Source organism: Isoptericola hypogeus (genome assembly GCF_039531145.1).
In the GTDB taxonomy this organism is placed as follows: Bacteria; Actinomycetota; Actinomycetes; order Actinomycetales; family Cellulomonadaceae; genus Isoptericola; species Isoptericola hypogeus.
In genome coordinates this window covers 1,266,892-1,285,199 of the sequence record NZ_BAAAPM010000003.1, presented here as the reverse complement: position 1 = coordinate 1,285,199, position 18,308 = coordinate 1,266,892, and the positions used below count along the sequence as shown (strand labels likewise).

At 73.9% G+C, this 18,308-nt stretch carries 18 protein-coding genes; 9 read left to right on the top strand and 9 right to left on the bottom strand.

The genetic code is table 11. The features are described from left to right. The first annotated feature begins 2 nt into the window (after window positions 1–2). Complete coding sequence (locus ABD254_RS08040; RefSeq protein WP_344247360.1) at window positions 3–1,289, top strand: metallophosphoesterase family protein; 1,287 nt, start codon at window positions 3–5, stop codon at window positions 1,287–1,289. An 18-nt stretch (window positions 1,290–1,307) separates the two neighbouring features. Here the strand turns inward: ABD254_RS08040 and ABD254_RS08035 are convergent, their stop codons facing one another. Together ABD254_RS08035 and ABD254_RS08030 are read right to left on the bottom strand one after the other, a co-directional pair. Continuing rightward, complete coding sequence (locus ABD254_RS08035) at window positions 1,308–1,841, bottom strand: PH domain-containing protein (protein WP_344247358.1); 534 nt, start codon at window positions 1,839–1,841, stop codon at window positions 1,308–1,310. Between the two features lie 54 nt (window positions 1,842–1,895). Next, entirely contained in the window at window positions 1,896–2,534 is a 639-nt protein-coding gene (locus ABD254_RS08030; protein WP_344247356.1) for a histidine phosphatase family protein, read from the bottom strand. A 209-nt stretch (window positions 2,535–2,743) separates the two neighbouring features. Between ABD254_RS08030 and ABD254_RS08025 the strand changes: the two genes are divergently transcribed. Continuing rightward, window positions 2,744–3,436, top strand: coding sequence for a DsbA family oxidoreductase (locus ABD254_RS08025; protein ID WP_344247354.1), 693 nt, complete (start codon window positions 2,744–2,746; stop codon window positions 3,434–3,436). A gap of 97 nt (window positions 3,437–3,533) precedes the next feature. Next, complete coding sequence (locus ABD254_RS08020; protein ID WP_344247352.1) at window positions 3,534–3,737, top strand: hypothetical protein; 204 nt, start codon at window positions 3,534–3,536, stop codon at window positions 3,735–3,737. A 1-nt stretch (window position 3,738) separates the two neighbouring features. On the opposite strand, the gene ABD254_RS08015 is transcribed toward ABD254_RS08020, so the two are convergent. Both ABD254_RS08015 and ABD254_RS08010 read right to left on the bottom strand, forming a co-directional pair. Next, on the bottom strand, window positions 3,739–4,665 hold the full coding sequence (locus tag ABD254_RS08015) for a DNA-3-methyladenine glycosylase family protein (RefSeq protein WP_344247350.1): 927 nt from the start codon (window positions 4,663–4,665) through the stop codon (window positions 3,739–3,741). Between the two features lies 1 nt (window position 4,666). Beyond that, window positions 4,667–5,239, bottom strand: a complete 573-nt coding sequence (locus tag ABD254_RS08010) for a ribonuclease H family protein (protein ID WP_344247349.1) — start codon at window positions 5,237–5,239, stop codon at window positions 4,667–4,669. A 156-nt stretch (window positions 5,240–5,395) separates the two neighbouring features. Between ABD254_RS08010 and ABD254_RS08005 the strand changes: the two genes are divergently transcribed. Genes ABD254_RS08005 through ABD254_RS07995 form a run of 3 tightly spaced genes read left to right on the top strand, consistent with a single transcriptional unit; the run spans window position 5,396 to window position 8,798 of the window. After that, window positions 5,396–6,505, top strand: coding sequence for a VIT1/CCC1 transporter family protein (locus ABD254_RS08005; RefSeq protein ID WP_344247347.1), 1,110 nt, complete (start codon window positions 5,396–5,398; stop codon window positions 6,503–6,505). Window position 6,506: 1 nt separating this feature from the next. Further along, on the top strand, window positions 6,507–7,814 hold the full coding sequence (locus ABD254_RS08000) for an MFS transporter (protein ID WP_344247345.1): 1,308 nt from the start codon (window positions 6,507–6,509) through the stop codon (window positions 7,812–7,814). A gap of 15 nt (window positions 7,815–7,829) precedes the next feature. Beyond that, window positions 7,830–8,798: an NAD(P)-dependent alcohol dehydrogenase gene (locus tag ABD254_RS07995; protein WP_344247343.1), complete on the top strand. Its 969-nt coding sequence runs from the start codon at window positions 7,830–7,832 to the stop codon at window positions 8,796–8,798. Between the two features lie 3 nt (window positions 8,799–8,801). Here ABD254_RS07995 and ABD254_RS07990 read toward each other — a convergent pair whose 3' ends face one another. Then, a complete protein-coding gene (locus ABD254_RS07990) occupies window positions 8,802–10,061 on the bottom strand; it encodes an MFS transporter (protein WP_344247341.1) in 1,260 nt (419 codons plus the stop codon). Window positions 10,062–10,119: 58 nt separating this feature from the next. Here ABD254_RS07990 and ABD254_RS07985 point away from each other — a divergent pair, with 58 nt between their 5' ends. Further along, the gene (locus ABD254_RS07985) at window positions 10,120–10,428 is read left to right on the top strand and encodes a GNAT family N-acetyltransferase (RefSeq protein ID WP_344247339.1); all 309 of its coding nucleotides are present in this window, start codon (window positions 10,120–10,122) and stop codon (window positions 10,426–10,428) included. Between the two features lie 11 nt (window positions 10,429–10,439). On the opposite strand, the gene pgm is transcribed toward ABD254_RS07985, so the two are convergent. Beyond that, window positions 10,440–12,140, bottom strand: a complete 1,701-nt coding sequence (gene pgm / locus ABD254_RS07980; protein WP_344247337.1) for a phosphoglucomutase (alpha-D-glucose-1,6-bisphosphate-dependent) — start codon at window positions 12,138–12,140, stop codon at window positions 10,440–10,442. 50 nt (window positions 12,141–12,190) lie between these two features. Next, a complete protein-coding gene (locus tag ABD254_RS07975; protein WP_344247335.1) occupies window positions 12,191–13,555 on the bottom strand; it encodes an acetamidase/formamidase family protein in 1,365 nt (454 codons plus the stop codon). A gap of 169 nt (window positions 13,556–13,724) precedes the next feature. Between ABD254_RS07975 and ABD254_RS07970 the strand changes: the two genes are divergently transcribed. Further along, window positions 13,725–14,060, top strand: coding sequence for a rhodanese-like domain-containing protein (locus ABD254_RS07970; protein ID WP_344247333.1), 336 nt, complete (start codon window positions 13,725–13,727; stop codon window positions 14,058–14,060). A gap of 228 nt (window positions 14,061–14,288) precedes the next feature. Continuing rightward, a complete protein-coding gene (locus ABD254_RS07965) occupies window positions 14,289–16,181 on the top strand; it encodes a calcineurin-like phosphoesterase C-terminal domain-containing protein (RefSeq protein WP_344247331.1) in 1,893 nt (630 codons plus the stop codon). 97 nt (window positions 16,182–16,278) lie between these two features. On the opposite strand, the gene ABD254_RS07960 is transcribed toward ABD254_RS07965, so the two are convergent. Next, window positions 16,279–16,479, bottom strand: coding sequence for a hypothetical protein (locus tag ABD254_RS07960; RefSeq protein WP_344247329.1), 201 nt, complete (start codon window positions 16,477–16,479; stop codon window positions 16,279–16,281). Window positions 16,480–16,562: 83 nt separating this feature from the next. Then, window positions 16,563–18,191 (bottom strand): glycoside hydrolase family 10-like protein, encoded by a 1,629-nt coding sequence (locus tag ABD254_RS07955; protein ID WP_344247327.1) that lies wholly within the window; start codon window positions 18,189–18,191, stop codon window positions 16,563–16,565. Between the last annotated feature and the right edge of the window lie 117 nt (window positions 18,192–18,308).

Genomic DNA, 18,308 nt, shown 5'->3' with positions numbered 1-18,308 from the left:
GCATGACTCAGCAGAGTGGCGAGAACGCCCCGGCCGACGTGCCCAGCTCCGGCGAGACCAGCACCAGCACCAGCACGACGAGCACGACGAGCACGACGCGCACCGATGACCCGCGCGGCGTGGGTCGGCGCACGTTCATGACGCTGTCCGGGGTCGGCGCGGCCGGGCTCGTCGCCACAGGCGCTGAATCCGCCGCCGCGGCACCGGCCGCGGCGGCGGTGGGAGCGTCGGGCCGGCGCGAACCGAAGCTGCGCTTCCGCGCCGACGGCACGTACACGATCGTGCAGTTCAACGACACGCAGGACGACGAGAAGATCGACCGCCGCACGGTCGAGCTCATGCGCGCGGTGCTGGACGACGAGCACCCCGACCTCGTGATCCTCAACGGCGACAACATCACGGGCGGCTGCGACACCCCGCTCGAGATGCAGCAGGCCATGAACAACGTGGCGCAGCCGATGGAGGAGCGGCGCATCCCCTGGGCGGTCACGTTCGGCAACCACGACGAGGACTCGACCCCGAGCAGCGGTGTCGACGAGGAGCAGATGCTCGCGTTCTACCGCTCGTACCGCTACAACGTGAACGGTCCGACCGCTCGCGGCGTCACCGGCCAGGGCAACTCGCACCTGCTCATCGACGGGACGAACGGCAGGCCGGCGTTCAACGTCTGGTTGCTCGACTCCGGCCGGTACGCGCCGGGCACGATCGCCGGCCAGAACCTCAACGGCTACCCGACGTGGGACTGGCTGCGCATGGACCAGGTGGACTGGTACTACCGCACGTCGACGGAGCTGGAGCGCCGCTACGACCGCAAGATCCCGTCGCTGATGTTCATCCACATCCCGCTGTGGGAGTACCGGTTCATGTGGTTCGGCTCGGTGGACGGGCGCACCGCCGCCGACCACGAGCGCGGCAAGGCCCGGCACGGGATCGTCGGGGAGCGCAACGAGGAGGAGTGCCCCGGGCCGTTCAACTCCGGGCTGTTCTCGGCCGTGCAGCACCGCGGCGACGTCAAGGGCATCTTCTGCGGCCACGACCACGTCAACACGTACACCGGCGACTACTACGGGGTGCTGCTGGGCTACGCGGGCAACACGGGCTTCGGCACGTACGGGCTGAGCGGGTCGGAGCGCAACCGCCTGCGTGGCGCCCGCGTGTACCGCCTCGACGAGGCGGTCGACGGCGTGCTCACGGAGACGACGATGCGGTTCGCGTCGGAGTTCGGCATCGACCTCACCGCGGACGACCAGTGGATGGAACCGCTGCCGCTGCCGCGCGACAAGGACTGACGGCTCGGCGCTCGCGGCTCAGCGACGACGACGGCGAGACGGTTCGGACGGCGGCCACTCGCCGTCGTCCGAGCCGTCGTCCCTCGCGTGGAGGAGCTCCTGGAGCCGCACGTGGACCTCGTCGACGCGCGGCACGTCGCGCAGCACCATGCCGGCCTTCTCCGTGGCGTCGGAGACCTGCAGCGTGCCGCAGCCGAGCAGCCGGTCCACGAGGTCCTTCTCGAGCGCGATGTCGTTGATCCGGTAGAGCGGGATGTCACGCCCCACCCGGGTCACGATCCCCGAGCGCTCGGCGATGCGCTGCGTCGTCACCGTGTACGACGTGGTGCGCCACCTCAGCCACGGCACCACCACCCAGATCACCGCGACGACGGCGAGCACGCCGAGGAGGATCCAGCGTGCGATGTCGTCGATCGTCACGACGAACGACGCGATCGCGGCGACGAAGAGCACGATCAGCAGCAGGAACGGCCAGATGACGGCCTTGGCGTGCTCGCGCAGCTCCATGACCACGCGCTCGCCGTCGATCAGGTTGTCCTCGCTCAGCGCCATGGCGGACATGCTGCCAGATCGGCCGCTTCGTCCGGTGGCATCGCCCGGCCGCGTTCAGAGCGTCGGGGGCAGGTTCCAGCCCTCGATGGTCCGCAGCTCGTGGCCGTAGCCGAGGAGGCAGATCGCGGCGGTGCCGAGCTCGAGCCGGGCGCCGTAGCTCGGGTCGACACCGAGCCACGCCGTCGCAAGCACGCGCAGCAGGTGCCCGTGCGCGACGGCGAGCACGTTGCCGCCGTCCTGCAGGGTGGCGTCCGCCCGTTCGACGAACCTCCGGGCTCGCACGGCGACGTCGTCCAGCAGCTCGCCGGACCGTCCGTCGGCGTGCGCGGGGTCCGGCGGCAGCACCCGCACGCCGTCGTCGAAGATCTGGAACTCGTGCCCCAGGATCTCCCCGACCTCGGCCGACGTCCGCCCGTCCACGGGCCCGTAGTCCCACTCGGCCAGGTCCTCGTCGACGACGGCACCGGGGAACCCGGCGAGGTCGGCGGTGCGCCGGGCCCGGTCCAGGGGTGAGGTGTAGACGGCGGCGAAGCTGAGGTCGGCCAGCGCGCGCCCGGCGGTGCGGGCGTGGCCCTCCCCGGCCTCCGTGAGGGGGATGTCGGTGCGGCCCGTGTGCTGGCCGCTGCGGCTCCACTCGGTCTCGCCGTGGCGCAGCAACACGAGCTGGGGGTCCTTGCTCGGCGCGAGAGGCATGTCTCGAGCATCGCGCAGGCGGCCACGTGGGGCACGCCGGACGGCGCCTGCGGTCTCGCTCGAGTGTGCCCGCCGACGAGGGCGTGCGCCGCGCGGCGCAGCTCTTCCTGTCGCAGCCGCAGGTGCTCACCCGAGCCGAGCCGAGCCGTGCGACGCACGCCACGCCCCGCCGCGGGAATCGACGTCCGCGGCGGGGCGTTCGCGTCGTCGTGACCACTCTGAAGATCGACGTCTGGTCGGACGTCGCGTGCCCCTGGTGCTACATCGGCAAGCGCCGCTTCTCCTCCGCGCTGGACCGGATCGCGGAGCGCGACGGCTCCGCGCCGGAGGTCGAGATCGAGTATCACTCCTTCGAGCTCTCGCCTGACACCCCCGTCGACTTCGAGGGCACGGCGACGGAGTTCCTGGCCGACCACAAGGGCATCCCGCTCGAGACCGCCCGGCAGATGCAGGACCAGGTCACCCAGCTCGCCGCCGCCGAGGGGCTGACCTACCGGATGGACCAGGTCCGGCACACCAAGACCCTCAAGGCGCACGAGCTGCTGCACCTCGCGAAGGCGTTCGGCAAGCAGCCGGAGATGAAGGAGCGGCTGCTGCGCGCCTACTTCACCGAGGGTCGGCACGTCGGCCGGGTCGAGGACCTCGCCGACCTCGCGGCCGAGGTCGGGCTCGAGCGAGAGGCCGTGGTCGTGGCGCTCGAGGCGGGCACGTTCGCCGAGGCAGTCGCGGACGACGTCGCGCGGGCACGTGCCTTCGGCATCAACGGGGTGCCGTTCTTCGTGCTCGACGGGAAGTACGGCGTGTCCGGCGCGCAGGACCCGGACGTCTTCGTGCAGGTGCTGGACCGGGTGCTCGCGGAGCGTGCGGCATCTCACACGGGCGAGGCGTCGCGGCGGGACTGAGTATCGCGCAAGATGGAGACCCCGTCCCGCAACGTCGCGGCGGACCGTCACAGGACACACGAGCACCGGCGCCGTGCGCCCCCCGTGGAGGAGGACCATGAACCAGACCGAGATCGCGTACCACTCGATCGCCAACCCCCGTCGCACCACCCTCGTGGGGCGCAGCGCGGCTGAGGCCGCGGCCCCGCACGCGGGCACCGACGAGGAGCACGGCCTGCAGATGCTGGGCTCGACCCTTCGACAGGCTCAGGACGGCGCGGGCGGCGTGTGCGCCGACGGCAGCTGCGCCCTGCCGGAGTGACTCAGAACCGCCGATAGTCGGGGATCGGCAGCCGCGGCCCGCGTCGCGGCGCCTGCGCGCGGGCGCCGAGGAAGAGCAGCCGCACCACGCGGTGCCGGTGCGGCGCGTACGGCGCGAGCAGGCGCAGCATCCCGGCATCGTCGGTGCGCTCGCCCGTCAGGGCCCAGCCGACGGCGGCGGCGAGATGGAAGTCGCCGACGGAGACCGCGTCCGCGTCTCCGAGCGCCCGCTGCGCGACCTCGGCGGACGTCCACACCCCGATCCCGGCGACCGCCTCGAGCCTGGCCCGCGCCTCGGCGCCGGCCAGGCTCGTCGCCTCCTCGAGGCGGGCGGCGACCCGGGCGCAGCGCGCGACCGTCTGCGCGCGCCGCGGGTCCACGCCCGCGCGGTGCCACTCCCACACGGGGAGCGACGCCCAGGTGCGGGCGTCCGGCACGACCCGCATGCCGTCGGGCGCCGGCCCGGGCGCGGGCGTGCCGCGCCGGGCGAGCAGCCACCGCCACGCCTGGTGCGCGGTGACGACCTGCACCTTCTGCTCGAGCACGGCCGGGACGAGCGCCTCCATGACCCGGCCGCTGCGGGGGATCCGCAGGCCCGCGGCGCGGCGCGTCGCGGCGCGCGCCTGCGGCGGTGGGACGAACCCGGTGGCGTCGTCCGCCTCGCCGAGAAGGTCGGGCACGCGTGCGGCGGCCTCGCGCGCCCCCGGACCCCACAGCCGCACGACGGCGGAGCGCTCGCCGGTCGCGACGAAGCGCTGGGTGACGGGGCCCGAGCGGCCGAGCGACGTGCGCCAGATCGCGCCGTCCGGCGTGCGGCGGAACGTCGGGTCGCCGGCCCCGTGCCGCAGCGGCGCGAGGGTGAGCGCCAGGTCGAGGGGTCGGTCGGAGGCGTGCTCGACGGTGGCGTCGGCGGTGTCGGCGTCCGGCACGTCAGTCGAACAGCGTGCCGAGCTCCCAGCCCTGGTCGGGGCGGGCCCCGACGGGTTCGGGGGCAGGGTGGCGAACGGGACGGGACGACCCGGCCTCGGCGTCCTCGGAGGAGACGAGCAGCTCGTCGACGCTGCCGCGCCCGGCCGCCCAGTCCTGGGCGGCGAGCCCCGCGAGCTGGTCGGCGCGCTCGTTGAACGGGTTGCCCACGTGCCCGCGGACCCAGCGGAAGCGGACGGGCCCCGGGCGTGCGGAGATCGCGCGGTCGATCGACTGGATGAGCTCGAGGTTCTTCACCGGCCCGCCCGAGGCGGTGCGCCACGCCTTGCGCTTCCAGCCGTGGATCCACTCGGACGCGCACCGGATGGCGTACTGCGAGTCGGACTCGATGAGGAGCGGCTCGTCGCCGGGGTGGGCCTCGATGGCGCGCAGGAGCGCGGTGAGCTCCGCGACCTGGTTGGTGCCGGATGCGGCGCCGCCGGAGTCGAACCGGCCTCCCTCGTGGGCGATCCACGCCCACCCGATCGCGCCGCCGGGGTTGCGCAGGCACGAGCCGTCGGTGCTGACAATGATCACGCCGGTGTCCCTCAGTGTCCCGATGTGTGCACCCGGAGCGCCCCGGGCGTCGGGCCCTATTGTGCCCCGAGCCGGTGACACGGAGTGCGGGCGCCCGAATCCGGTGCCGGGAACGGCCGGAAACCGCGCCGGAAGGATCGCGGCGATCATGGCCGCATGGAAGCACGCACCCCTGCCGACGTACGCCGCTGGCGCCGATACCTCGCCGACGAGCGCGCGGAGGCGGCCGTCTACCGGGACCTGGCCAGCCGCCGGACGGGGGAGGAGCGGGAGATCCTGCTCGCCCTCGCCGAGGCGGAGAAGCGGCACGAGCAGCACTGGCTCGCCCTGCTGGGCGACGACGTCGGCCGGCCCGTGCCCGGTGACGTGCGGACGCGGATGCTGGGCTTCCTCGCCCGGCGCTTCGGCGGCGTCTTCGTGCTCGCGCTCGCGCAACGGGCCGAGGCCCGCTCGACCTACGACCGCGAGGCTTTCGCCACCCCCACGATGGCCGCGGACGAGCAGATCCACGAGGAGGTCGTGCGAGGGCTCGCGACGCGCGGGCGCAACCGGATGTCGGGCACCTTCCGCGCCGCCGTCTTCGGCGCCAACGACGGCCTCGTGTCGAACCTCGCGCTGGTCCTCGGCATCGGCGCGTCGGGCGTCTCCTCGCAGACGGTGCTCGTCACGGGCGTCGCCGGGCTCCTGGCGGGCGCGCTGTCGATGGGGGCGGGCGAGTTCGTGTCCGTGCGCTCCCAGCGCGAGCTCCTGGAGGCGTCCACGCCGGACCCGCGCAGCGCCCACGCCCTGCCGCACCTCGACGTCGACGCCAACGAGCTCGCGCTGGTGTACCGGGCGCGGGGCATGGCGCCCGGCGACGCGCAGGAGCGGGCGGACCGCGTGCTGGCGTCCCTGGCGGCGTCGGGCGCGGCCGGGCCCGGCACGCTCGCTCACGACGAGCCGGAGCCGGGCAGCGACGGGGGTGAGCTCGACGACGACCACGAGACGCACGGCACCGCCTGGGGCGCCGCGATCTCCAGCTTCTGCTTCTTCGCGTCGGGCGCGCTGATCCCCGTGCTGCCGTACCTGCTCGGCCTCACGGGCGGGCGGGCGGTGCTCGTCGCCTGCCTCCTCGTGGGCGTGTCTCTGCTGGTCACGGGCGCGATCACCGGGCTGCTCTCCGGGACGTCCCCGCTCACCCGCGGGCTGCGCCAGCTCGGGATCGGCCTCGCCGCCGCTGGCGCCACCTACCTCCTCGGGCTGGCGTTCGGCACTACCGTCGGGTGACGTGCCCCGACTGATCGCCGACCTCACCCCGCTGCGCGTCTCGCCGGCGTACCGGCGGCTGTGGTGGGGCCTCGGGGTGTCGAACGTCGGCACCCAGCTGACGGTGGTCGCGGTCGGGCTGCAGGTGTACGCCCTCACCTCCTCGACGCTCGCGGTGGGCACGCTCGGCATCGCCGCGCTGGTGCCGCTGGTGGCGCTCGGCCTGTACGGGGGCGCCCTGGTCGACCACTACGACCGGCGCACGGTGTCCCTCCTGGCCTCGGCGGTGCTGTGGCTCGTCACGGCGGGCATCGCGGCCCAGGCGTGGCTCGACGTCGGGTCGGTCAACCTGCTGTACGCGCTGGTCGCGGTGCAGTCGGCGGCGTTCGCCATCAACAACCCGGCGCGGTCGGCGATCGTCCCGCGCCTGCTCGACGCGCAGCTCATGCCCGCGGCCAACGCGCTGCAGACGCTGTCGCTGAACGTCGCGCTCACGGGCGGGCCGCTGCTGGGCGCCCTCCTCGTGGCGCAGTTCGACTACGCCGTCGCGTACACGCTCGACGCGCTCCTGTTCACCGCGGCGCTGTGGGCGGTGTGGCGCCTGCCCCCGGTGCCGCCCGAGACCGCGGGGGACGCCGGCGGCGACGCGGGCGCGCCGGCCCGCCGCCGCGTCGGGCTCTCCTCCGTGCTCGACGGCCTGCGCTACCTCGCGACCCGCCCCAACGTGCGCACCACCTTCGTCGTCGACCTCGCTGCGATGGTGCTCGCGTTCCCGCGCGTGCTGTGGCCGGCGGCGGGCGCGCTGTACCTGGGCGGCGGGGAGACGACGACGGGCGTCCTCGCCGCCGGGTTCGCCGTCGGCGGCATCCTCGCCAGCGTGTTCTCCGGGGGCCTCGTGCGGGTGCGGTGGCAGGGGCGCATCATCGTGTGGGCGATCACCTCCTGGGGCGTGTGCGTGGCGGCGTTCGGGGCGGTGCTCGTCGTGGTGGGGCCGGGCTCGCCGGACGTCGTCCTGTGGGGCGCGCTGGTCGTGGCCGGGCTGGCACTGCTCGCGGCGGGCGCGTCGGACGCGATCTCGTCCGTCTTCCGGCAGTCGATCCTGCAGACCGCCACCCCGGACCACCTGCGGGGCCGGCTGCAGGGCGTGTTCATCGTCGTCGTCGCGGGCGGCCCGCGGCTCGGGGAGATGGTGCTCGGCGCCGAGGCCACGTGGTTCGGGGAGGGGTGGGCCGCCGTCGTCGGCGGCGTCGCGTGCATCCTGGTGCTGTGGATCGTCGTGCGGCTGCAGCCGCGGTTCTGGCGGTACGACGCGCTGCACCCGGAGCCGTAGAGGTCGGGAGGGGCGATGAGGGCGATCGTGCAGGACCGGTACGGCACCGCGGAGGTGCTGCGGCTGGACGAGGTCGACCCGCCCGAGCCGGGCCCCGGCGAGGTCCGCGTCCGGGTCCGGGCCGCCGCGCTCGACGCGGGCGTCTGGTACCTCACGACCGGGCGGCCGCCGGTGGCGCAGCTTGCCTTCGGCCTGCGGCGGCCGAAGAACCGCGTGGCCGGCCAGGAGCTGGCCGGCACCGTGGACGCTGTCGGCGCCGGGGTGCGGCGGTTCGCGGTGGGGGACGAGGTGTTCGGCACCGGGCGGGGCGCCTTCGCCGAGGTGGCGGTGGCGCGCGAGAACCGGCTCGCGCACCGGCCGCCCCAGGTCGCGCCCGAGGTCGCCGCCGCGCTGGGCGTGTCCGGCACGACGGCGCTGCAGGCCGTGCGGGACATCGGCGAGGTCGGCGCCGGGCAGCGGGTGCTCGTGACCGGAGCGGGCGGCGGGGTCGGGACGTTCGTCGTCGCGCTGTCGGTGGCGCGCGGCGCCCGGGTGACGGCGGTCGCGGGCCCCGACAAGGCGGACCTGGTGGCGCGCCTCGGCGCCGAGCGGCACGTCGACTACACACGTGAGCCGATCACCGCCGCCGGGACGCACGACGTCGTCGTCGACGTCGCGGGCAACCGGCCGCTGCGCGAGCTGCGGCGCGTGCTCGACCCGCGGGGCACGCTCGTGCTGCTGGGCGCCGGCGTGACCACGAGCGGGTTCCTCGGCGGGGCGGAGCGGCAGGTGCGTGCGGCGCTGTGGTCGCCGTTCCTGCGCCAGCGGATGCGCGGCTTCATCGGGATCGCCCAGGCGGACGACCTGGCGACGCTCGCGGGGATGTGCGTCGACGGCCGGCTGACGCCCGCGGTCGAGGCCGTCCGGCCCCTCGCCGAGGCGCCCGACGCCGTCCGCGAGCTCGGGGCGGGGCACGCGAGGGGGAAGACGGTCCTGGTCCCGTGAGGCTCAGTGCGTCGTCGCCGCGTAGGGCCGCCGATTCCGCATGCCGGGCAGGGCGGCCAGCGCCAGGATGGCGCACAGCCACCCGCCCGACATCGTCACGAGGAAGCCGGCGTGGGCGCTCGCCGCGTCGACGGCGACCCCCGCGAGCCACGAGCCGAGCGAGACGCCCACCCCGAGCGACGTGCCCACCCAGGTGAGCCCCTCGGTGAGCTGGTGCGGGGCGACCAGCGCCTGGACCAGCGCGTTCCCGTTGATGAGCGTGGGGGCGATCGCGAACCCGGCCACGAACATCACCGCGGCCAGCACCGCCATGTGGCTCACGAGGAAGAAGAGCGACACGCCCACCGCGATCCCGCAGGCCCCGATCGTGAACCGCGTGGACAGGGGCGAGACCCAGTGGCGGGCGCCGTACCCGAGCCCGGAGATCATCGACCCCAGCGCGAAGCAGGCGAGCACCAGGCCCGCGAGTCCCTTGACGCCCTGCTCCTCGGCGAACGCGACCGTGGCGACGTCGCTCGAGCCGAACATGACGCCCATCGCGACGAACACGACGGCCAGCACCGGCATCCCCGGCATGCGGATCGCGGACCGGTTCCGCACGGCGAGCGCGTCCGGGTGGGGCACGGTGCCGACGTGCTCGCCGTCGGGCGGCACCGCCACCCGGCCGGCCGGTGGCTCCGTGCGCCGCTGGGTGAGGAACCACGCGGCCCCGCCGCCGCCCACCACCGCCGCGACGAGCAGGCCGCCCGCCGGGGCGACCGTCGTCGCGAGGGTCGTGGCGACCACCGGGCCCACGATGAAGACCAGCTCGTCGAGCGCAGCCTCCAGCGAGTAGGCGGTGTGCAGGCGCGTGGCGTCGCCGAGCTGGTACGACCAGCGCGCCCGGACGAGCGACCCGTAGGAGCCCTGCGTCGCGCCGCCCACGGCGGCGAGCACCCACAGCACCCACTCCGGTGCGCCCGCGACCGCCGCGGCCACCAGGCCGAGCAGGCCGACGGTCGTCCCCACGAGGAGGGGCGTCATGACCCGCGCCTGCCCGATCCGGTCGACGACGCGCGCGATCTGCGGCGAGACCAGCGCCTGCGCCACGACCAGCACCGCCGAGACGCGGCCCGCCATCGCGTACGACCCGTACAGGGTCTGCACCATCAGCACCGTGCTGATCCCGACCATCGACATCGGCAGGCGGGCGATCACGCCCGCGGCGGAGAACTGTGCGGCGCCGGGGACGCGCAGGACGTCGAGGTAGGGGTTACGAGGCACGCCCGGATTCTCGCAGCGGGGCGCGACAGTCGCGCCCCGGCGGGCGAGACTTGCGGGCATGGCTGACACCACCGACCACGTCACCGTCGTCGACGACCCCGAGCAGCACGTGTTCCTCGCCCGCCTGGAGGACGGCACGACCGCCGGCGGCGCCTACTACCGGCGTGCCGGCGGCGTCGTGACGTTCACGCACACCGAGGTCGACCCGGCCTACGAGGGCCGGGGGATCGGGTCACAGCTCGCGGCCGGCGCGCTCGGGCTCGTGCGCGAAGCCGGGGAGAGGATCGTCCCGCTGTGCCCGTTCATCAAGGCGTACGTCCAGCGGCACCCGGAGCACGCCGACCTGGTCGCGCACCCGTCCCGGTGACCGTCAGGGCGTCAGCCATCGCCCGACAGCGCGCCGTCGACCAGCTCCTTGGCGGCGGCCTGCACCTCCGCGAGGTGCTCGGCCGAGACGAACGACTCGGCGTAGATCTTGTACACGTCCTCCGTGCCGGACGGGCGGGCGGCGAACCACGCGTCGTCGGTGGTCACCTTGAGTCCGCCGATCTTCGCGCCGTTGCCGGGCGCCTCGGTGAGGGTCGCGGTGATGTCCTGGCCGGCGAGCGTCGTCGAGGTGACCTGCTCGGGGGACAGCGCCGCCAGCCTCGACTTCTGCTCGCGCGTCGCGGGCGCGTCGACGCGGGCGTACCAGGACTCGCCGTGCTGCGCGACGAGCTCGCGGTGGTGCTCCGACGGGCTCCTGCCCGTGGTGGCGAGGATCTCGGAGGCGAGCAGCGCCAGCAGGAGGCCGTCCTTGTCGGTGGACCACACGCGCCCGTCGCGGCGCAGGAACGACGCGCCCGCCGACTCCTCGCCGCCGAACCCGACCTCGCCGCCCAGCAGGCCGGGCACGAACCACTTGAAGCCCACCGGCACCTCGACGAGCTGCCGGCCCAGGCCCGCGGCGACGCGGTCGATCAGCGCGGAGGACACGAGGGTCTTGCCGATCGCCGCGCCCTCCGGCCAGCCGGGACGTGCGCCCCCGTACAGGTAGCGGATCGCGACCGCGAGGAAGTGGTTGGGGTTCATCAGGCCCGCGTCGGGGGTGACGATGCCGTGCCGGTCGGAGTCGGCGTCGTTGCCGGTGGCGAGGTCGTACGGCGCGCTCTCGCCGGTCGAGCCTGTCGAGACCATGCGCTCCACGAGCGACGCCATGGCGTACGGCGAGCTGCAGTCCATGCGGATCTTGCCGTCCCAGTCGAGCGTCATGAACGACCACCGCGGGTCGACCTGCGGGTTCACCACCGTGAGGTCGAGGTCGTACCGCTCGCCGATGGCGCCCCAGTACTCGACGGACGCGCCGCCCAGCGGGTCGGCGCCGATGCGCACCCCGGCCGTGCGGATCGCCTCGAGGTCGATGACGTTCGGCAGGTCGTCGACGTACGTCGTGAGGAAGTCGTGCCGGTGGGTGGTCTCGGCGTCGAGGGCGTCGTCGAGCGAGACGCGCCGCACCGACGCCAGCCCGCCCGTGCGCAGGATCTCGTTGGCGCGGTCGGCGATCCAGCCGGTGGCCTCCGACCCGGCGGGCCCGCCGTGCGGCGGGTTGTACTTGAAGCCGCCGTCACGCGGCGGGTTGTGCGACGGCGTGACGACGATGCCGTCCGCGAGCCCCGGCCCGCGCGTGCGCACTCCCTCGTCGGTGGCCGCGCCGTTGTGGATGAGGATCGACTGCGACACCGCCGGCGTGGGCGTGAACGAGTCGCGGGCGTCGACCATGACGGTGACCCCGGCGGCGGCGAGCACCTCGAGCGCCGTCTGCCACGCGGGCAGCGACAGGGCGTGCGTGTCGCGGCCGATGAACAGCGGTCCGTCGGTGCCCTGCGACGCCCGGTACTCGACGATCGCCTGGGTGATCGCGGCGATGTGCGCCTCGTTGAACGCGGAGTCGAGGCTGGACCCCCGGTGGCCGGACGTGCCGAACACCACCTGCTGGGCCGGGTCGTGGGCGTCGGGCGTGAGGTCGTAGTACGCCCCCACCACCTTGTCGACGTCGATGAGGTCGGTGTCCTGGGCCGGCTGTCCCGCGCGCTCGTGCATGGGGTCGATCCTGCCAGCGACGAGCGACGAGCGGGAGCCCGACCGTCACCTCACCCGGCGAAGTCCGCCTTGCGCAGCAGCCCGTGCACGCCCACCGTCCGGTCCACGACCTGCGAGATCGCGAAGTCGGCCGCCGCGGACAGGTAGGCGTACGCGATTGCCCGGTCCATGCCGCGGTCATGCTCGAGGAAGTCGAGCGCGTTGACGACGGCGCGCCGCATCGCGACGTCGAGGTCGCCGTTCTGCCCGCCCACGGAGCCGTCCGGGTCGGACAGGCCGATCGGGATCCACGCCTCGCCCGTCTCGGCGAACGGGTAGGAGTAGGCGATCGACGGCGCGTCACCCGAGCCCTTCTTGCACACGGAGAGCCGGAACGTACCGCGCAGCGACCCCTCCATCGCGGTGAGAGCCACCTCGCCGTCGCCCATCGCCATGTGCGGGTCGCCCACGTAGAACAGAGCGCCCTCGGCGCGCACCGGCAGGTAGAAGGTCGAGCCGGCACCCAGGTGGCTGATGTCGATGTTGCCGCCGCCGAGCGTCGGAGGGATCGAGTTGGCCTCCGGTGCCGTCAGCCCGCCGCTCTCCGAGAACGCGACCCCCATCGTGCCGAAGAAGCAGCGCAGCGGGAACCGCACCCGCGAGCGCCCGTGGCCGATGGCGGCCTTGTCCCCGTCGATCTCTGCGAAGACGGAGACGTTGCCGTAGTCGGTCGGGATGCCGGAGCTGCGCCCGTCCGTCGCGACCGGCGGCATGACCTCGTCGAGCGTGATGCCTGCGGGCGCGCCGCTGGCGGTGCGGGCCAGCGCCCCCTTGCCGTGCCGCGACGAGATGACGCCGTAGGGCACGCGGGGCGTCGCCTCGAGCGTCTCGATCTTGAGCACGTCGCCGGGCTGGGCGCCCTCGACGAACACGGGGCCGGTGATGACGTGCGGGCCGTCGGTGTCGAAGTCGCGCTCGGTCCGGTCGTAGCCGGACGCGATGGCGACGGCGTCGTCCAGTACCTCGCGGCGGCGCACACCGTGCCCGGCGAAGTACGCCACCGGGTCGCGCCCCTGGTCCTCCAGGATGCCCTCGTGCGACACGGAGTCGATGGTGATGGTGCGGCCGGAGCGGACGCGCGTCACCGGGTCGGCGTGGACGGATGGCACGTAGCCCCACAGGACGTCGTCGACGTCGGAGCGCAGGTAGTGGTCGCCGCGGATGCGGCCCCGGCCGGGCTGGAGGACCCCGGTGAACGGGCTGGGTCGGCCCCTGCCTGCCGTGCCCGTCGCCGTCCCGGCGGGGGCCGCGGCCGCTGCCGTCGCGGTGCCCAGGCTCAGCGCGGTGCCCGCGCCGACGCCGGCGGCGGCCTGCAGGAAGCGGCGGCGCCCCAGCGCTGCCGCGAGCGTCTGTGCGGCGTCCTGTCCTTCGTGCATGAGTGCAGCTCCCGTCCCGTGCCCGTGGCTGGTCGCGCCGCAGCGCGGCGCCCCGACCGATGACCGCACCGACGCTAGGGAGGCCGTGTTGCGGGCAGGTCAGGGCCATGTGTCCGGGAGGTGAGGCCGGAGATGAGTCCTGGCCCGGGGGGCGCCTAGCCTGGTGGGCATGTTCCCCGATATGCAGCCCGACGTCCCGACCCTCGACGTGCTCGACCTCGATCCCGCCGCCCCGCTGCCGGACGGCGCCACGCTGCTGGACGTGCGCGAGCAGGACGAGTGGGACGCGGGGCACGCGCCGGGCGCGGTGCACATCCCGCTGGGGGAGCTGTCCGTGCGGTACGGCGAGCTCGACGCCGGTGCGCCGGTCTTCGTCGTCTGCCGCACCGGCGGGCGCTCGGCCCAGGCCACACGGTTCCTCGTCGAGGGCGTCGGGTACGACGCGGTCAACCTCGACGGCGGCATGGTGGCCTGGGCGCGCCGGGGCCTGCCGGTCGAGGCCTGAGGCCCGACCGGGCACGAGCGGTAGCCGCCGGCCGGAGCTGCTGCAACCGCAGAGCCGCGTGCCGGACAGTGTTCGCTGAGAGTTCGCCGGGGCAACCCTGACGTTCGGCTGCCCGGCCACCGGACGTCACCGGGTGGTTGCCGGGGCTCACTACCGTCGAGATCGGCATGCCGGAGCGCCCTGACGAGGGCGTGTACTCCATCCGCTCACCGATCTCGGAGGAAGTACATGAGCCCCCGCAGCACACGTCTGACCTGCGCCGTCGCAGGGCTGGCCCCGATCGCCGGGCTGTTCCTGCTGGCGCCGTCCGCCGGCGCCGCACCGTCGTCCGACCTCTACACCGGGCACGTCGAGGTGGTCCGCGGCGCGGCCGCCGACCCCGAGGTGCTCACCGGCACCGTGTTCCACGACAGGGACGAGGACTCGACCCAGGACAAGAGGGAGAAGGGCATCGCCGGCGTGACGGTGTCCAACGGCCGCGACGTCGTCACGACCGACGGCAAGGGCCGCTACAGCGTCCCGGCGTTCGACGACATGACCGTCTTCGTCACCCAGCCCGCGGGCTACCAGGTGCCCGTGGACGAGCACAGGATCGCGCAGTTCAGCTACAACCACTCGCCCGAGGGGTCGCCGGAGCTGAAGTTCGGCGGCATCCCGGCCACCGGCCCGCTGCCGAAGGCGGTCAACTTCCCGCTGGCGAAGGACAAGGCCACGGCGAAGCCGGGCCAGAGCTGCCCGATCGCCGCCGACACGCAGACGTACACCATGCAGCAGGTCGGGTGGGCCCGGGACGGCGCCGTGGCGGACCTCATGGCCCGTGACGACTACGCGAGCTGCGGCATCCTGCTGCTCGGTGACAACGTGGGCGACGACCTGAGCCTCTACCCGGCGCTCAAGGACATCTACTCGGGCGCGAACGGGCCGATCCGCATGGCGCCCGGCAACCACGACATGGACTACGACGCGGCCGACGACGCCCACGCCCTCGACACGTTCCGCGACGAGGTCGGCCCGGGCTACTTCTCCTACGACGTCGGCCAGGCGCACGTCGTCGTGCTGGACAACATCGTCTACAACGGCGCCAAGGAGGGCGGGAAGAACGGCGGCTACGCCGAGGCCGTCGACGCCCAGCAGCTCGCGTGGCTCGAGGCCGACCTCGCCGAGGTCCCGAGGAGCAGGCTCGTCGTCGTCGCGGCGCACGCGCCGATCGTCGACCACCGCATGGTCGTCACCGACAACGCCTCCGCGCTGTACGACGTCCTGCGCGGGCGCAACGCCGTCACCGTGGGCGGGCACACGCACATGCTGGAGAACCTGCTCCCCGGCGACACCCGCGAGGAGTGGGCGGCCGGTGGCGTCCCCGAGCTCGAGCACACCCAGCTCGTGGCCGGCGCCGTGTCGGGCAACTGGTACTCCGGCGGCCTCGACGAGCAGGGCCTGCCGTACGCGTTCATGACCGACGGGGCCCGCCCCGGCGTGCTCACGCTGGAGCTGGACGGGAACGAGTTCTCCGAGCGGTACACGATCCGCGGGGAGTCCGACGACCTGCAGCTCGCCCTCGGGGTGAACGCGCCCCATTGGCGCGACTGGGCGGCGAAGCAGCTCGAGTGGCGCGACGGCGGCAAGGTGGGAACGGCGCCGGCGCTCGGCGACGAGAGGCTCGTCTCGGCCGAGGACCTGGCCGGCGACAGCTGGCTGACCGCCAACTTCTACGCCGGCTCCTCGGGCTCCCGGGTCGAGGTGTCGATCGACGGCGGCGCCGCGGCCGAGGCCGAGCACACGCAGCCCATGGCAGGTGAGGCGATCGCCGACGGGTGGGAGTACTCCGACCCGTTCGCCGCCACGCGCAACCTGCTGACCAGTGGCGGCGTCACGCGGTCCAACGCGCACCTGTGGCGGCTGCCGATCCCGGCCGACCTCGACGCGGGCACGCACACCGCCGAGGTCACCGCGACGGACCACCACGGCCGGGAGTTCACCGAGACCCTGCGGTTCACGGTGACGGACGAGCGGTCCGCCGCGCGGGCGACCGTGCTGCGGGGCGACGTGCCGAGCAAGAACGCCCCGGCGCAGCCGCTGCCGAGCGGCCCCGCCGACCCGGCGGAGCGCGCGGCGCAGTGACCCGCTGAGACGCGCCGGACAGGCGGTCGCGCTCGGGGCCCCGCGGGAACCCGAGTGCAACCGCCTGTTCGTCATGCGGGGGTCGTGCGGCGGCGGGTCAGCCGGCGTCGAACCGCTCTTCCTCGTCGCCGCCCGCCGCCTTGTCGGCCTGGTCGGACCTGTCGGCGCCGCCGGCTCGGTCGGCCTCGTCGGGCGGCAGGCTCAGCCGCTGGTCGTCGGTGTTCGGGTCGTTGCGCAGCAGCCGCCGGGCGAAGTCGTTCGGGGTCGGGTGAGCCTGCGCCGTGTCGTCGGTGCTCATGCGGTGCCTCCTCGTCCGGTGGGTCGCGATCCGGTGGTCCTCCCCACGCTAGGCGCCCCGGGGTCCGGTCGCCGTGCGGTGCGTCAGGCGTGCTGAGGGCGGCTCGGGCCCGACTCGTTCCACACCCGGTCCAGCGCCGTCACGACGTACGTGTAACGCTCGCCGGGCGCGGCGGTCGCGTCCGTGAAGTCCTGCAGCACACGCCCCGTCGAGCGGACCGTGGCGAGCAGGTGCGCCGCGTCGTCGACGTCGACCCTGCCGTGGCGCCCGGGGGCGCGGTAGACGGCGAACGACGTCGCGCGGTGCCGGTGCGGCGCGGGGTCGAGCCAGTGCAGCTCGACCCCGCCCTCCTCCGGGTGGGCGTGCGTGAGGATCGGCGGCCGCACGGGCGTCCTCGGCAGGTGCGGCATGGCCGGGACGATCGCCGGGCGGGTGTAGTGGTCGGCGCGCACGCGCGACATCGAGCCCTGCGGGTCCTGCGGCACGTGTACCGCCGAGAAGTACACGTTGCCGTGCACGGGCGTGCCCCGGCCCGTGACCTCGGCGCAGTACGTGAGGTGGTTGCTCAGCTCGGCCGGGTCGGTGAACGCCCCCGACGTCACCTTGTACAGGGCCTCGCCGACGTACAGGTGCGTGCCGGACTGCGCGGCGACGTCGGCCCACCACGGCACGAGCTTGAGGTAGTCGGCGACGGCGAGGCCGAACTGCCAGTAGATCTGCGGGTTGATGTAGTCCAGCCAGCCCTCCAGCACCCACCTACGGGTGTCGGCGAACTGCCCGTCGTAGGACTGCGAGCCGCCGGTGTCCGACCCGCGCGGGTCCGTGGCCTTGTTGCGCCAGATGCCGAACGGGCTGATGCCGAACTTGACCCACGGCTTGAGCGCCTTGATCCGCTCGGAGATCTCGCGGACGAACTCGTCCACGTTGTTCCGCCGCCACGACTCGATCGTGTCGAAGCCGGCCCCGTGGGTCGCGTACGTCCCGGCGTCGGGCAGGGTCTGGCCGGCGACCGGGTACGGGTAGAAGTAGTCGTCGAAGTGCACCCCGTCGACGTCGTAGTGCTCGACGCTGTGCAGGATGGCGCGGTAGATGTGCTCGCGCGCCTCCGGCAGGCCCGGGTCGAAGTACAGCTTGCCGGCGAACGGCCACACCCAGTCCGGGTGCTGCCGGGCGGGGTGCTCGGGGAGCAGCTTGGCGGGGTCCGCCTGCATGGACACCCGGTACGGGTTGTACCAGGTGTGCAGCTCGAGGTTGCGGGCGTGGGTCTCGGCCACGATGAACTCGAGCGGGTCGAAGCCCGGGTCGCCGCCCTGCGTGCCCGTGAGGTACTGCGACCACGGCTCGTACGGGCTGGGCCAGAAGGCGTCCGCCGTCGGGCGCACCTGGACGAACACGGCGTTGAGGCCCAGCTGCGCGGCCACGTCCAGCCAGTGCAGGTACTCGGCCTTCAGCTCGTCGGCGCTCAGGCCGGTGCGGGACGGCCAGTCGATGTTCACCACCGACGCGATCCACATGGCACGCAGCTCGCGCTTGCGCGACGACGTCGCGACGCCCGCGGTCGTCCCGGTCGGCAGCGTGGCGCCCTGGGCCGGCGTCATCGAGCCGATCGTCACGGACAGGGCCGATCCCGCGACTCCGGCGGTGGCCAGGGTGAGGAAGCCGCGCCGGTCGAGCGCGCGGGCCTGGAGGTCAGGAGCGGTGGGTTGCGTCATTGCAGGTCCTCCGTTCGGGTTCCGCGCGCGGGAGCCGCGTGCGGCCGAGCAAGAGAATTTCACACACGGGCTCGCTGCGGAAGATTTGCGACAGCATCCCTGCTATCTCGCGCGCCC